10 protein-coding genes are annotated in these 13,951 nt (G+C 74.0%); 6 read left to right on the forward strand and 4 right to left on the reverse strand.

Features of this window, described 5'->3' with window-relative positions; translation table 11 throughout:
• The first annotated feature begins 106 nt into the window (after window positions 1–106).
• Window positions 107–2,674 (forward strand): FtsX-like permease family protein, encoded by a 2,568-nt coding sequence (locus D0T12_RS25745; protein WP_158581632.1) that lies wholly within the window; start codon window positions 107–109, stop codon window positions 2,672–2,674.
• 12 nt (window positions 2,675–2,686) lie between these two features.
• On the opposite strand, the gene D0T12_RS25750 is transcribed toward D0T12_RS25745, so the two are convergent.
• Entirely contained in the window at window positions 2,687–3,613 is a 927-nt protein-coding gene (locus D0T12_RS25750) for a LysR family transcriptional regulator (protein ID WP_199487695.1), read from the reverse strand.
• 72 nt (window positions 3,614–3,685) lie between these two features.
• On the opposite strand from D0T12_RS25750, the gene D0T12_RS35545 reads away from it, so the two are divergent.
• The gene (locus tag D0T12_RS35545) at window positions 3,686–3,856 is read left to right on the forward strand and encodes a hypothetical protein (RefSeq protein ID WP_158581633.1); all 171 of its coding nucleotides are present in this window, start codon (window positions 3,686–3,688) and stop codon (window positions 3,854–3,856) included.
• 28 nt (window positions 3,857–3,884) lie between these two features.
• On the opposite strand, the gene eda is transcribed toward D0T12_RS35545, so the two are convergent.
• From eda to edd, 3 genes are read right to left on the reverse strand one after another with little or no spacing between them, the layout of a single operon-like run.
• Window positions 3,885–4,511 carry a bifunctional 4-hydroxy-2-oxoglutarate aldolase/2-dehydro-3-deoxy-phosphogluconate aldolase gene (gene eda, locus D0T12_RS25755; protein WP_117402354.1) on the reverse strand — a complete coding sequence of 209 codons (627 nt, stop codon included), beginning with the start codon at window positions 4,509–4,511 and terminating at the stop codon, window positions 3,885–3,887.
• The gene (gene glk, locus D0T12_RS25760; RefSeq protein WP_117402355.1) at window positions 4,508–5,491 is read right to left on the reverse strand and encodes a glucokinase; all 984 of its coding nucleotides are present in this window, start codon (window positions 5,489–5,491) and stop codon (window positions 4,508–4,510) included. The genes eda and glk overlap by 4 nt, the downstream gene beginning before the upstream one ends.
• Window positions 5,488–7,299 carry a phosphogluconate dehydratase gene (gene edd, locus D0T12_RS25765; protein WP_117402357.1) on the reverse strand — a complete coding sequence of 604 codons (1,812 nt, stop codon included), beginning with the start codon at window positions 7,297–7,299 and terminating at the stop codon, window positions 5,488–5,490. The genes glk and edd overlap by 4 nt, the downstream gene beginning before the upstream one ends.
• 147 nt (window positions 7,300–7,446) lie before the next feature.
• Here edd and D0T12_RS25770 point away from each other — a divergent pair, with 147 nt between their 5' ends.
• From D0T12_RS25770 to D0T12_RS35995, 4 genes are all read left to right on the forward strand, one after another.
• Complete coding sequence (locus D0T12_RS25770) at window positions 7,447–8,595, forward strand: ROK family transcriptional regulator (protein WP_117402359.1); 1,149 nt, start codon at window positions 7,447–7,449, stop codon at window positions 8,593–8,595.
• Between the two features lie 414 nt (window positions 8,596–9,009).
• Entirely contained in the window at window positions 9,010–11,805 is a 2,796-nt protein-coding gene (gene lanL / locus D0T12_RS25775) for a class IV lanthionine synthetase LanL (protein ID WP_117402361.1), read from the forward strand.
• Entirely contained in the window at window positions 11,802–13,718 is a 1,917-nt protein-coding gene (locus tag D0T12_RS25780; protein ID WP_117402363.1) for an alpha/beta hydrolase family protein, read from the forward strand. Before lanL ends, D0T12_RS25780 begins: the two co-directional genes overlap by 4 nt.
• The gene (locus D0T12_RS35995) at window positions 13,699–13,854 is read left to right on the forward strand and encodes a VenA family class IV lanthipeptide (RefSeq protein WP_199487696.1); all 156 of its coding nucleotides are present in this window, start codon (window positions 13,699–13,701) and stop codon (window positions 13,852–13,854) included. The genes D0T12_RS25780 and D0T12_RS35995 overlap by 20 nt, the downstream gene beginning before the upstream one ends.
• The last annotated feature ends 97 nt before the right edge of the window (window positions 13,855–13,951 follow it).

The following is a 13,951-nucleotide window of genomic DNA, read 5'->3' on the forward strand; positions in this document are numbered from 1 at the left end:
CGGCGCGCCACCCCTACGAAAGTCGCGAGAGGCGGGCCGTTCGTCGGGGTCGGGCACGACGATTCACGCTGCCGGGCCGCGGCCCCGTCGGGCTGGAATCGGTCCCATGATGTTCAAGCTCGTGCTCCGGGGCCTCGCCGCGCACCGCGCCCGGCTGCTGATGTCGGCGGTGGCGGTGGTGGCCGGTGTCGCGTTCGTCGCCGGGACGCTGATCTTCTCCGCCACGCTGGACCGCTCGTTCGACCGGGCCCTCGACGATCTGGGACGCGGCACGGACGTGATCGTCCGGGCCGACCGGGCGTTCGAGCCGGGACTCGGGGAGCGGGTGGCGGACCGTCCGGTGTCGGAGTCGGTGCTGGCGGCCGTCCGGCGGGCGGCGGGTGTGGAGAAGGCGCGCGGGGTGGTCACCGGGTTCGCGGCCGTCGTGGACCGGCGCGGCGAGATCGCGGGGGCGGAGCCGCAGACGGGCGTGGCGTGGGACGGCGATCGCGACCTGTCGCAGACCCGGCTGAGGTCCGGCGCGCCGCCCACCGGGCCGGACGAGGTCGCCATCGACGTCACGACCGCCGACGACGCCGGATACCGGATCGGCGACCGGGTCACGGTGGCGTTGACGTCGGGCACGCGCCCGTTCCGGCTCACGGGGCTGTTCGAGGTCGGCGACTCCGCGTTGAGCGACCAGATCTCGATGACGGCGTTCGCGCCCGCCACGGCGCGGCGGCTGCTGTCCGACCGTCCGGGGACGTACGCGCGGATCGTCGTGCACGGGGACGACGACGTGCCGCAGGAGCGGCTCCGGGACACGGTCGCCGCCGTCCTCCCACCCGGCGTCGAGGCGATCACCGGGGCGCAGGCGGTCGACGAGCAGGGCGCGTCCATCAAGGAGGTCATCAAGATCATCCGCACGTTCCTGCTGGTGTTCGCCGTGATCGCGGTCTTCGTCGGCTCGTTCATCATCTTCAACACGTTCGCGATGCTGGTCAGCGGCCGGGTCCGGGAGCTGGCGCTGCTGCGGGCGGTGGGCGCCTCGCGCGGGCAGGTCACGCGGTCGGTGCTCGGCGAGGCGGCCGGGGTGGGCCTGGCCGGTTCCACGCTGGGTCTCGCGGCCGGCTGCGGGGTCGCGGTCGGGCTGGCGCGGTTGATGGGCGTCGTCACCGGTGGCGAGGCGCCGCCGTTCGGGTCGCCGGTGGTGCCCGCCTCCGCGGTGATCGCCGCGTACGCGGTGGGGACGCTGGTCACGCCGGCCGCCGCCGTGGTCCCGGCACGGCGCGCGGCGCGAACACCTCCCGTCGCGGCGCTCCGCGACGGGGCGGAGTCGCCGCGTCCGCCGCGTAAGCGTCTCGCCTGCGGGGGCGTCGCGCTCGCGGCGGGCGCGGCCCTGGTCGCCGCCGGTCTCGCGGGGGACGGGTCCACGGCGCTCAACCTGGTCGGGGCGGGCGCGATGGCGCTGTTCGCGGGGGTCGTGGTGGTGTCGCCGGTCCTCAGCCGACCGGCGGTCCGGGCGCTGGCCTGGCCGTTCGCCCGGTTCGGCGGGAGCGCGGGCCGGATGGGCGGGCGGAACGCGCTGCGCGATCCCCGGCGGACGGCCGCGACGGCGTCCGCGCTGACGGTCGGGCTCGCGCTGATCGCGTCGGTGTCGGTGATCGTCCAGTCGATGGCGGCGTCGGTGGACCGGCAGCTCGACGCCGGCCTCACCGCGGACTACCAGGTCACCGGGCGGAGCCGGATCACCCCGGTCGCCGAGGAGGCCGCCGTCGCGGTGGCGGGCGTGGCGGGCGTGCGCGCGGCGATCCCGCTCCGCACGGCGCGGTTCCGGATGGACGGCTCCGTGCGGACGGCCGCGGCGGGCTCGCCCGGTCAGCTCCTCGCCCACTTCCGCCTGCCCCTCCAGGAGGGAACGGCGTCCGCACGCGGGGACGAGCTGCTCGTCGGCCGCAGCGTCGCGGCGGCGCGGGGCTGGACGGCCGGGACGACGGTCGACGGCCAGTACCGGGACGGGACGAGACGGACGTTCCGCGTCGTGGGCGTCTACGTCGACCGGCCGTCGGTCACCCCGTCCGCCCCCTCGATGATCATCGACTGGGCGGGGTACCGGGCGCACGACCCGGAGGCCCCCATCGACCGCATCGAGGTCGACGTCGCGGCGTCGGGCCCGGGGGCGACCGGTCCGGCGCCGGAAACGGCGCTGGAGTCGGCGCTCGCTCCGTGGCCCAACCTGGAACTGAAGGACCGCGCCCAGGTCAAGGACGACGCCGCCGGGGACATCGCCCTGTTCCTCGACCTCGTGCTCGGACTGCTGCTGCTGTCGGTCCTCGTCGCCGCGCTCGGCATCGTCAACACGCTCGCGCTCGCCGTGACCGAGCGTACGCGGGAGATCGGTCTGCTCCGCGCCCTCGGGATGCAGCGCCGCCAACTCCGCCGCATGATCCGTTACGAGGCGGTCGTCGTCTCGCTGTTCGGCGCGGTGCTCGGGGTCGGGACGGGTGTCGTCCTCGGCGTCGTCCTCCAGCGGGTGATGGCGGAGGGCGACGGTGGGATGGAGGTCCTCGCGATCCCCTACGGCCGGTTGGCGGTGTGCGTCGCGGCGGCCGCCGTGATCGGTGTCGTCGCGGCCGTGTGGCCCGCCCGCCGCGCCGCCCGCATGAACGTCCTCCAGGCGATCGCGACGGAGTAGCCCGCGGGCGACTCAGGCGGCGACGCGGGCGCAGCGGTCGGGGACGGCGTCGCGCAGCGCGTCAAGCCCGCGGACGATCAGCGGGTTGTCGCGGCTGCCGCGCCGCACACAGGTCAGCACGCGCCGCCTCGGCACGCCGTCGCCGGTCAGCGGGACCCGGACGACCGGCTGGTCGGACGGCCCGTCCGCGAGGCGCGGCACCAGCGACACGCCGAGGCCGTGGGCGACCAGCGCCCAGATCACCGACCAGGAGGAGACGGTGTGGGCGATCCGGGGCGTGAACCCGGCGGCGGCGCAGTACGCCATGATCTGCTGGTGGTGGGCGCAGGCGTCGGGCTGGATGCTGACCCACGCCTCGTCCGCCGCGTCGTCGAGCCGCACGCCCGGCCGGCGGGCGAGCGGGTGAACGGCCGGAACGATCAGGTCGAGGGGTTCCTCCAGCAACGGTTCCCGCTGGAAGCGCGGGTCGCCGGGCGGCGGCGCGTCGGCGGTCGGCTCGATGACCGCGATGTCGACTTCCCCGGCGGCGAGCAGGCCCATCGAGACGTCGGTGTCGCATTCGCGGATCTCGACGACGAGTTCGGGATCGTCCCGCCGCAGGGCGCCCGCGGCGGGGGCGATCAGCCCGCCGACCGCCGTGGTGAACCCGCACATGCGCAGCGGGCCGGTGACCCCGGCGCGATGCGACTCCAGTTCGGCGAGGGTCTCCTCCCACCTGGCGAGCAGTCCGTCGGCGTGCTCGACCAGCACGTGGGCGGCCGGGGTGAGGCGCACCTTGCGGCCCTGCGGCTCCAGCAGCGGCACCTTCAGCTCCCGGGCCAGTTCGCGCAGGTGGTGGGAGACCGCGGACGGTGTGAGGTGCAGCGCCTCCGCGGCCGACGTCACCGTCCCGTACTGGTGGACGAGCCGGAGCATGTGCAGCCGCCGAAGGTCGATCATGCAACTATTTTATACGGTTCGATGAGGAAATGTGAAATAGACGCGAACGGTGTCCGGAAGCAGACTGAAGGCATGAGCGAACAGAGCACCACACTTTCCCGGCATCACACCAGCGAAGGCGTCGTGGTCTGGACCCGGTGCGGCTGCGGCAGGCTCCGGATGGACCTCGTCCCGACCGGCGGCGCCCGTCCCCTCACCGCCGGGCCGTGCCCGCACTGCGAGGTCCCCCCTCGGCGAGGGTGAACATCGAAGTGGAGCGTCCGGTACCGCCTCAACCGGCGCGCAGGGCCGCCGCCTCGGAGGCGAGAGCGCGGACGCGGTCCCAGTCCCCGTCACGGATCGCGTCCGCCGGAGTCAACCACGACCCACCGACACAGCCCACGTTCCTCAGCGCGAGATACTCGGCGGCGTTCCCCGGGCCGACGCCGCCGGTCGGGCAGAACCGGGCCCGGGGCAACGGCCCGCCCAGGGACTTCAGGAAGGCGGTCCCGCCCGAGGCCTCGGCGGGGAAGAACTTCATCGCCGTGATCCCGTCCTCCAGCAGCGCGAGCACCTCCGACGCGGTCGCGACGCCCGGCAGGAACGGCAGTCCCGTCGCGACCATCGCGTCCTGGAGCCGGGGCGTGCGGCCGGGGCTGACCAGGAACCGCGCCCCGGCCGCGGCGGACCGCTCGGCGTCCCGCGGCGCGACGACCGTGCCCGCGCCGACGACCGCGTCCGGCACCTCGGCGGCGATCCGCGTGATCGCCGCGAGCGCCGCCGGTGTCCGCAGCGTCACCTCGATCACCGGGAGGCCGCCGTCGACGAGGGCGCGGGCCAGCGGGACGGCGGCGTCCTCGTCGTCCAGCACCACGACGGGGATGACGGGCGCCAGGTCGAACAGGTCGTCGGCGATCATGCGTGCTCCAGTTCCGGCGGGCTCTGCGCGAGCCGCATGGCGGCGCCGGCGAGGGCCGGGCCGGGGTGGACGATGAGCGCGACCGGGACGGCGCGCAGGTAGTCCTCCATCGGAGGCTTCCCTTCGAAGCGTGCGCGGAACGCGCCGCCGCGCAGCACGTCCACGATGCGCGGCGGGATCCCGCCGCCGAGATAGACGCCGCCGCGCGCCCCGAGCGTGAGGGCCACGTTCCCGGCCAGCGAACCGAGCAGCGCGCAGAAGATGTCGAGCGCCTCGCGGCAGCGCGGGTCGTCGCGGCGCTCGGTGATCTCCCGGGCGGTGAGCGTTCCGGCGGCCTCGCCGTCGAGCGCCGCGAGATACCGGTGGAGGCGGGCCAGGCCGTTCCCGGACAGCAGGTATTCGACGTTGGACGTGCCGTGTTCGGCGCGCAGCAGCCGCACGACCTCCAGTTCCCGGTCGGTCGCGGCCGGGACGTCGACCTGGCCGCCCTCGCCGGGCAGCGGCACCCACCCCGACGGCGTGGGGACGAGCCCGGCGACGCCGAGCCCGGTGCCCGGTCCGACGACGGCGAGCGGCGCGCCGGGGTCCGGGGCGGTTCCGCCGAGCGGGACCAGGTCGTCCCCGCCGAGCCGCGGCAGGGAGAGGGCGAGGGCCTCGAAGTCGTTGATGATCTCCAGGTGGGGCAGGCCGAGGCGGGCGCGCACCTCGTCCGCCGTCCCCTTCGGCCAGCCCGCGTTCGTCAGGTGGTAGGTACGGCCGACGACCGGCCCGGCCACCGCCAGGCACCCGGCGGACGGTCGGACGTCCGGCGCGTACTGGTGGAGATAGGCGGACGCCGCCTCGGCGAGGCCCGCGTGGTCGCGGGTGGGCAAAGACTTCACCTGGGAGGGGACGCCGTCCGGGCCGTCCACGAGCGCGAACCGCGCGTTCGTGCCGCCGACGTCCCCGACCAGCCACGGCCCACGCTTCGGGGCGCTCACGCGAAGACCCCGGCGCCGCGCTCGGCGGGCCCGACCGCCTGGCGGAAGGCGTGGAACAGTTCGCGTCCGGTGCCGTGGACGTCGTCCGGTCCCGAGGGGGCGGGTTCTCGGGCGGCGAACTCCTCGTCCGGGACGAGGACCTCCAGGACCCCGCCGACCGCGTCGAGCCGGACGACGTCGCCGTCGCGGACGCGGGCGAGCGGGCCGCCCGCCGCCGCCTCCGGAGACACGTGGATCGCGGCGGGCACCGCCCCGGACGCGCCCGACATGCGACCGTCCGTGACGAGCGCGACGCGGTGCCCCCGGTCCTGGAGGACCGACAGCGGCGGGGTCAGGCGGTGCAGCTCCGGCATCCCGTTGGCGCGCGGCCCCTGGTTGCGGACGACCGCCACCACGTCCCGGTCGAGTTCCCCGGCGGCGAACGCCTCCAGCAGCCGCTCCTGCGAGTCGAACACGCGGGCCGGGGCCTCGATCGTCCGGTGCTCGGGACGGACGGCGGAGACCTTGACGACCGCCCGGCCCAGGTTGCCGCGCACGGTGCGCAGCCCGCCGTGCGCGTCGAACGGCTCGGCGACGGGACGCAGGACGTCCGTGTCGCCCGACTCGGTCACCGTCTCCCGCCAGTCGACGCCGTCGCCGGTGGACTCCGGGACGCGCCGGTACGCGGCGAGGGAGTCGCCGCCGACCGTCCGCGCGTCCTCGTGGAGGAGCCCGGCGTCGATCAGTTCGCCGATGAGGAACGCGGTGCCGCCCGCCGCGTGGAAGTGGTTCACGTCGGCGGTCCCGTTCGGGTAGAGGCGGGTGAGCAGCGGCGTCACCGTGGAAAGCTCGTCGAAATCGTCCCAGGTCAGCTCGATTCCGGCCGCCGCGGCCATCGCGACCAGATGAAGCGTGTGGTTGGTGGACCCGCCCGTCGCCAGCAGCGCGACGACCCCGTTGACGAACGCGCGCTCGTCCAGCAGCTCGCCGATCGGCAGGTAGCCGTCGGTGAGCCCGGTGAGCCGCAGGACGCGGCGTCCCGCCGCCTCGGTCAGCGCGTCGCGCAGCTTCGTGTCCGGTGGGACGAAACTCGCCCCGGGCAGGTGCAGGCCCATGACCTCCATCAGGAGCTGGTTGGTGTTGGCCGTCCCGTAGAAGGTGCAGGTGCCGGGCGAGTGGTAGGACGCGGCCTCCGCGGCGAGAAGCTCGTCCCGGCCGACCTCTCCGGCCGCGAACCGCTTGCGGACCTGCGCCTTCCGCCCGTTCGACAGGCCGGACGCCATCGGCCCGGCGGGCACCAGGATCACCGGCAGATGCCCGAACGACAGCGCTCCGATCACCAGCCCGGGGACGATCTTGTCGCACACGCCGAGCAGCAGCGCGCCGTCGAACATGTCGTGGGACAGCGCCACCGCCGTCGCCATCGCCACCACGTCCCGGCTGAACAGCGACAGCTCCATGCCCGCCCGGCCCTGCGTGATCCCGTCGCACATCGCGGGCACGCCGCCCGCGAACTGCGCCGTGCCGCCCGCCGCGCGGACGGCCGCCTTCAGCAGGTCGGGGTAGTCCTTCAGCGGCTGGTGCGCGGACAGCATGTCGTTGTACGCCGACACGATCGCGATGTTGGGCGTGACATCGCCCCTGAGCCACAGCTTGTCCTGGGCGCCGCAGGCGGCGAAGCCGTGCGCCAGGTTGGCGCATCCCATTCCGCCGCGCGCCGGGCCCGCGGTGCGGGCGCCCCGGATCCGGTCCAGGTAGGCGCCGCGCCGTCCGGCGCTCCGCTCGGCGACACGGCGGGTCACTTCCGCCAACACGGGATGCACAGCCATAGAACGCTCCAGACGAGGGGATCTCCGGCTCTTCACGCTAGCGAGAGATACGTAAGTCGAACAAGCGGACTTATGAAGTTCGGCTAACAAAAGTCTGGCGCTTGCACCAACTGGACCCACCGAAGGGGTGCGTGCTTGACTGGCCGGATGCCGCGTGCCGTCTCCCGCCCGTCCACGAGCGGCGACATGCTCCGCCTGATCCGGGAGCACGGGGTCGCCACCCGCGCCGAGCTGGGCCGCGTCACCGGCCTGTCCCGTCCGGCCGTCGCCTCCCGCGTCGCCGACCTCGTCGCCCGGGGGCTCGTCGTCGAACGCGCCGACGGGCCGTCCACCGGGGGTCGCCCGCCGGCCCGCCTGGAGTTCAACGCCGCCGGGGGCGCCGTCCTCGTCGCGAACCTCGGCCAGTCCCGCGGCCAGCTCGCCGTCTGCGACCTCGCCGGGAAGATCCTGGCGCGCGTCGACGGCCCCCCGGCCGAGACGTCCACCGAGACGTCCACCGAGGCGTTCCTACCCCGCCTGCTGGACGCGTGGTCGTCCCTCCTCGACGCGTCCGGCGTGGACGCCTCCACCGTCCGCGGCGTCGGTCTCGGTGTCCCCGACGCCGTCGAGCACGCGGCCGGACGCTGGAACACCACGGAGATCGGTCCCCCGATCACCGGCCGCTTCGGCGTCCCCGCCCACCTCGACAACGAGGTGAACGTCGCCGCGCTCGGCGAGCACCAGGCGCATCCCGGCGTGGACGATCTGCTCTTCGTCAAGGTCTCCACCGGCATCGGCGCGGGCCTGATATGCGGCGGCCGCATCCAGCGCGGCGCCCTCGGCGCCGCGGGCGAGCTCGGCCACGTCCCGATCCCCGCCGCTGACGGCGTGCCCTGCCGCTGCGGCAACACCGGCTGCGTCGAGGCCGTCGCGGGCGGCGCCGCCCTCCTCGCCCGCTCCCCCGCCGACGATCTCGCCGGGCTGGCCGCGCTGGCCCGCTCGGGCGACGCGGCCACCGTCGCCCTCCTCCGCGAGGCCGGACGCCGGATCGGCGAGGTCGTGGCCACCGCGGTCAACCTGCTCAACCCCGCCGTCGTCGTCCTCGGCGGCGACCTGGTCGGCGCGGACGAGCCCCTCATCGCGGGCGTGCGCGAGGTCGTCTACCGGCGTTCCACCGCCCTCGCCACCCGCGATCTGCGCGTCGAACCCAGCCGCCTGGGCGAACCGGCGGGTCTGACCGGCTGCGCCGCGATGGTCCTCGACCGCGTCCTGGCCCCGGACGCCATCGACGGCCGGGCCGCGAACGCCCCCGCGTGACGGGCGCCTCATAGCAGAGGTGGGCGGCGAACCGCCAGTGGCGGGGATGGCAGCCATTGGCCATGACTCGGACCGAAACTGATTCGTATCTGAATAAGCAAGGTCAACCTCCGTGTTAGTGACGCATCAAGCGGACAAATCCGCTCAATTATCGACATTTAGCGGCGCGAGTAGTCACTCCCCGCACAGGGACCTCAGGCGCTCCAGGCGCGTCAGTAAGACTTCTATACCGGCACAGTGCATGCTGGGAGGGAATAGCGTCTGGCGATCGACGGCGGTCCGTGGTTACCGTGTCCTCGTTCGTCAGAAGCAATTCCTGATCATTCCAATCTTTGATCAATAAGCCGGGCAGCACTGCCGGCCGGGGTACGGGAACGGCGGCGGCAGGCGGCCCGGGAAGAGAGCGAAAAACCCATGGCGGATTTCAATATCAGCGTCTTCGGTGGAGCCGCGGCGGCGGAGTCCGGGGACACCCGGCTCCTCGACGTCCTCGACCGGGCGCTCGCCGCCGGGTCCGGGCCGGCGCGCTGGACGACCGTCCGCAGCGCCATGTGGTGTCACGTCACACCCAACGGCGGCCACTGTCCGGCACAGGGATGGAAGCTCCACGTGTCGGCCACGCCCGCGTCCGCGGAGGACGTCCTCGCCCGCTCGCTCGAGGTGTTGCTGGCCGCCGACTCGACGTTCAAGTTCGCCGCCACCCACGATCATGTCGCCGCGCTCAACGCGCGCAACACCTCCCGCGGCCATTCCGGAAAATTCCTGACGGTCTATCCGGTGAGCGACGACGAGGCCGTCCGGCTCGCCGCGGAACTGGACGCCGCGACGACCGGATTGCCCGGTCCGCGCATTTTGTCCGATCGTCCTTACGCTCCCGGAAGTCTGGTTCATTATCGTTACGGCGCGTTCGTCGAAGAACGCCGGATCACCAATGACGGCTTCTACGCCTGGATGATCCTCGACCCGGACGGCAATCCGGTCGAGGACAAGCGCGTCGGCAAGTACACGCCGCCGCCCTGGGCGGTCTGTCCATTTCCCGATCATGGAAAGAACGGCGGCGCGAACGGGGGCGGCAACGGCGGTGACGGGCGGAACGAGGTTCTGATCGGCACGCGTTTCGCGGTCCGGGAGGCGATCCGCCACACCAACAAGGGCGGCGTGTACCGCGCCACCGACACCACCGACGGCCGGCCGATCGTGATCAAGGAGGCGCGGCCCCATGTGGCCGCCGACGAGCAGGGCAGGGACACCCGTGACCGGCTCCGCGCCGAGGCCCGCGCGCTGGAGGCGATCGAGCACCTGGGCATCGCGCCCCGCCCGGTCACCCTGTTCACCCAGAGCGGCCACCTGTTCCTGGCCGAGGAGATGATCCCGGGGACGTCGCTGCGGCAGTGGACGGCGGACGTCATCGGCGAGCTCGGCTGGGGCCCGCACCTGGCCAGGGCGCTGGAGATGGCCGGGCGGCTGACCGAGCTGATGGGCAAGGCGCACGACGCCGGAGTCGTCCTGCGCGACTTCAACCCGAACAACATCATGGTCCGTCCGGACGGTGTGCCCGTCCTGATCGACCTGGAGCTGGCGGTGACCCCCGACGCCACCGACCCGGGGCCGCTGCGGTCGGGCACCCTCGGCTACTCGGCGCCCGAGCAGATGGACGGCGCGCGGCCCGACCCCGCCGCCGACCGCTTCGCCCTCGGCGCGACGCTCTGCCATCTGATCAGCGGGGCGCCGCCGTTCCTGCTGGACGAGCGCCCCGAGCCCCGGCCCGTCACCGAGCGGTTGTCGGAATGGCTCACCGCCCGCATCCGGGACCTGGACCACCCGGCCGACCTCCCGGCGCTGGTGCTGGGACTGATGGCCGACGACCCCGCCGACCGGTGGAGCCTGGAACGGGCACGGACGGCGCTGTCCCGGCTGACCTTCCCCACCCCGACCGGCGGCGCCGACGACGCCGACGACGCGTCGACGGAAAGCGTCCCGCACAAGGTGCGGGAGCTGTGCGACGAGGCGATCGGCGGGATCGTCGAGCACCTGCTCACCACCATGACCCCCGACAACCCGCAGACCCTCTGGCCCGCCTCCTGCGTCCACGGGGCGCCCGACCCGTGCAGCCTCCAGCACGGCGCCGCGGGAGTCCTGGGCGCCCTGGTCCGATGTCACGAGCTCACCACCGATCCGCGCCTGCCGGAGACGATCGCGCGGGCCGCCCGGTGGATCCTGGCGCGGCTGGACGGCGGCACGAACCGTAAGGCCGGGCTGTACTTCGGCTCGGCCGGGGCCGTGTGGGCGGTCCTCGACGCGGGCCTGGCGCTGGACGACCGCGAACTCGTCGACGGAGCGCTGGCGGTGGCCGACCGGTTCCCGGCCTCGCTTCCCGGTCCCGACATCACGCACGGGACGTCCGGTCTCGGCCTGACCGCCCTGCACCTGTGGGCGCGCACCGGCCACGAACGGTACGGCGAGCGTGCCGTCGCGGCCGCCGACGCGCTGGTCGCGAGCGTCGAGAAGGTGTCCGGCAAGCTCTCCTGGAGCACCCCGGCGCAGCACGAGTCCAAGCTCGCCGGGCGGCGGTACCACGGGTTCGCGCACGGCGTCGCCGGGGTCGGCCAGTTCCTCACCGCCTGCGCGCGGGTGACCGGCGGCGACGACTACCGGGCGCTGGCCGTCGCCGTCGCGGAGAACCTTCTGGAAGAGGCGACCGGCACCGACCGGTCGGCGAGTTGGGGGGCGGGCCCGGGCGACGCGCCCACGGCGCCGTACTGGTGCCACGGCGCCGCGGGGATCGGCGGATTCCTCCTGCGGCTCGGCGCCCTTACGGGCGACGCGCGCTTCGTCCGGGCCGCGGAACGGTCCGCCCGGGCCGTGGTGGAGAACCGGTGGCGGGCGCCCCTGGGGCAGTGCCACGGGCTGGCGGGCAACGGCGACTTCCTGCTCGACATGGCCGCGCAGACCGGCGACGACCACCACACCGACGCGGCCTGGCGGTTCGCCGAGATCCTCCTGTCCGCGCGGGCGCACCGCGACGAGACGGTCGTGTTCCCCGACGAGTTCGGGCAGGTCTCGGTGACCTGGGGCGACGGTCTCAGCGGCGTCCTGGCCTTCCTGCTCCGGCTGCGGCACGGCGCGTCCCGGCTGTGGACCGCCGATCCCGTGGACGCGTCGGCCACCGTTCCGGTGGCCGCGCCGATCGGTTCGGGACAGGCCTCATGACCGCCGTCATCACGCCGCTCAAAGCGACGGAACCGCCGCCCATTCCGACCCGGTTCGGGTTCGCCTTCTCCGGTGACGGCCGCTGGGCCGCCTGTCTGAGCGCCGTCGAGGAGGACGTCACGGTCGAACGGTGGGACCTCGCTCCCGCGGTGCCGACCCGGCGCGTCCTGAACTCCGCCGACCCCGGGACGCCCGTCGACCGCCGCTGCGGCGCGCTGCCGCTCGACGACGGCCGTGTCCTGCTCGTGCGGGCCTCGACCGGCGACCACGGGGAGCCCGCCGGGCACGGGACGGTGCTCGCCGCGGAACCGGCCGACACCGGTCTGCGCGTCACCCGTTCATGGCACGTTCCGTCGATGCTGACCGGGTTCCTCGTGGCGGGCCCGGAGCGGATCGTCCTGCTGGTGGCCGTGGAGGGCGACGGGCACTCCCGGATCTGGCGGCTCACCGAAGCGTCGCCGCGCCCGGAGCCGGTCCTGCGGATCCCCGGCGTGCTGGCGGGCGGCATCTGGATGGACGGCGGACGCTCCCTCGCCTTCGACCACACCGAGGTCGGGCGCCGCACGAACGGCATCCTCGTCGACCTCGCCGAACGGTCCTGGCGGCGCGTCTGGTCGGTGTCGGAGACCACGACCGACCGGATCGTCGCCTACAGCACCCGGACGGGCGCCCTCGCGGTCACGACCACCGCGCCGGGCGTCCAGCAGCCGGGCGCGGAGCAGATCGGCCTGCGGCTCCCCGGCGACGGGACCGTGCGGTTCCCCGAGACCCTCAACCGGTCGACCCGCCCCCGGACACCGTTGACCTTCGACGCGGGCGGCCACGGCCTGCTCGTCCGGGAGATCCACGGCGCCACCGCGCGGCTCGCCGTGTACGACCCGGCGCGGGACCTTCTCACGCCTGTCCAGGCCCCGCCGGGGATGCTGTGGCCGCCCGTCCACTGGGCGGACGACGGCCGGATCCACCTGCGGTTCGCGGCACCGAACCGGCCGCCGACACTGGCGACCCTGGCGACGGTGGCCGAGCCCGGCTCACCGGCTCCGGACGTCCGGTACGCCAGCGGGCATCGGAGCGAGCCCGGCCGCTGGGAGGACGCCGAGCTGGTGGAGCTGCCGGGTCCGGCGGGCCCCATCGAGACGATCGTCTACGGCGGCGCGGACTGGCGTCTGTGCCCTCGCCTGGTGCTGGCCCTGCACGGCGGTCCGCTCGCGGCGTGGCGGTTCGAGTTCGAGCCGCTGTTCCAGCACCTCGCGGCGGCGGGCATCGCCGTGGCCGCGCCCAACTACCGCGGCAGCACCGGTTACGGGGACGGGCATCTGCGCCCGGTCATCGGCGACTGGGGCGGCCCCGACCTGGACGACGTCGTCCACCTGGCCCGCGCGGTCGCGGCCGAACGCGACCGTGCCGGGCTGCCCCGGCCGACGGTGCTCGGCGGCAGTTACGGCGCGTTCCTCGCGCTGCTGGCGGCGTGCCGGGAACCGGAGCTGTGGTCGGGATGCGTCGCGCTGGCGCCCTTCACGTCGGCGTCCGCCCTGCACGGCGCCGTCCCGCGGCATGTCGGGGAGCGCGTGTCCCGGCTGAGCCGCTGCGACGCGCCCGGCGGGCGGGAGTCCGGACGCGACGTCCTTCACGAGTGCGCGGCGCTCACCGCGCCGCTGCTGCTCGTGCACGGCTCCCGGGACGAGGTCGTCCCGGTGGGCCAGTCCAGGGCGCTGAAGCGGCGCCTCATCGAACTCGGCAGGACAGAGGGAGTCGACTTCGACTACCTGGAGGTGGACGACGACCATCACGGCGTCGTCCAGGTGTGGCCTCCCGTCCTGCGCAAAGCCGTGGTCCGTTTCTGTCTCACCCGGAATGGACCGCAGCCCACGACCAGGAAAGGAGGTGACAAACATGAACGCTTTCGACGGTGACATCGTGGCCGCTCTCCAGGAGCTGCCCGAGACCGACCCGGTCGAGATCGACGGGATCCAGCTGGGTGGCACGTGCGAGTGCATCGGCCTGCTCACGCTGCTGAACACCATCTGCATCGGCATCTCCTGCGCGTGATGCCGTGCGACCCATGCGGACCTAGGAACCCCTGAACGTTCCGGCCGCAGAACCCCGGTCACGGACCGGCGCAAGCCGGTCCGTGACCGGACCCATG

Source organism: Actinomadura spongiicola (assembly GCF_003432485.1).
Taxonomy (GTDB): Bacteria; Actinomycetota; Actinomycetes; order Streptosporangiales; family Streptosporangiaceae; genus Spirillospora; species Spirillospora spongiicola.

Coding starts and splice junctions, on each gene's coding strand:
- D0T12_RS25745 (WP_158581632.1), top strand. CDS start 107: ATGATGTTCAAGCTCGTGCTCCGGGGCCTCGCCGCGCACCGCGCCCGG.
- D0T12_RS25750 (WP_199487695.1), bottom strand. CDS start 3,613: ATGATCGACCTTCGGCGGCTGCACATGCTCCGGCTCGTCCACCAGTAC.
- D0T12_RS35545 (WP_158581633.1), top strand. CDS start 3,686: ATGAGCGAACAGAGCACCACACTTTCCCGGCATCACACCAGCGAAGGC.
- eda (WP_117402354.1), bottom strand. CDS start 4,511: ATGATCGCCGACGACCTGTTCGACCTGGCGCCCGTCATCCCCGTCGTG.
- edd (WP_117402357.1), bottom strand. CDS start 7,299: ATGGCTGTGCATCCCGTGTTGGCGGAAGTGACCCGCCGTGTCGCCGAG.
- D0T12_RS25770 (WP_117402359.1), top strand. CDS start 7,447: ATGCCGCGTGCCGTCTCCCGCCCGTCCACGAGCGGCGACATGCTCCGC.
- lanL (WP_117402361.1), top strand. CDS start 9,010: ATGGCGGATTTCAATATCAGCGTCTTCGGTGGAGCCGCGGCGGCGGAG.
- D0T12_RS25780 (WP_117402363.1), top strand. CDS start 11,802: ATGACCGCCGTCATCACGCCGCTCAAAGCGACGGAACCGCCGCCCATT.
- D0T12_RS35995 (WP_199487696.1), top strand. CDS start 13,699: ATGAACGCTTTCGACGGTGACATCGTGGCCGCTCTCCAGGAGCTGCCC.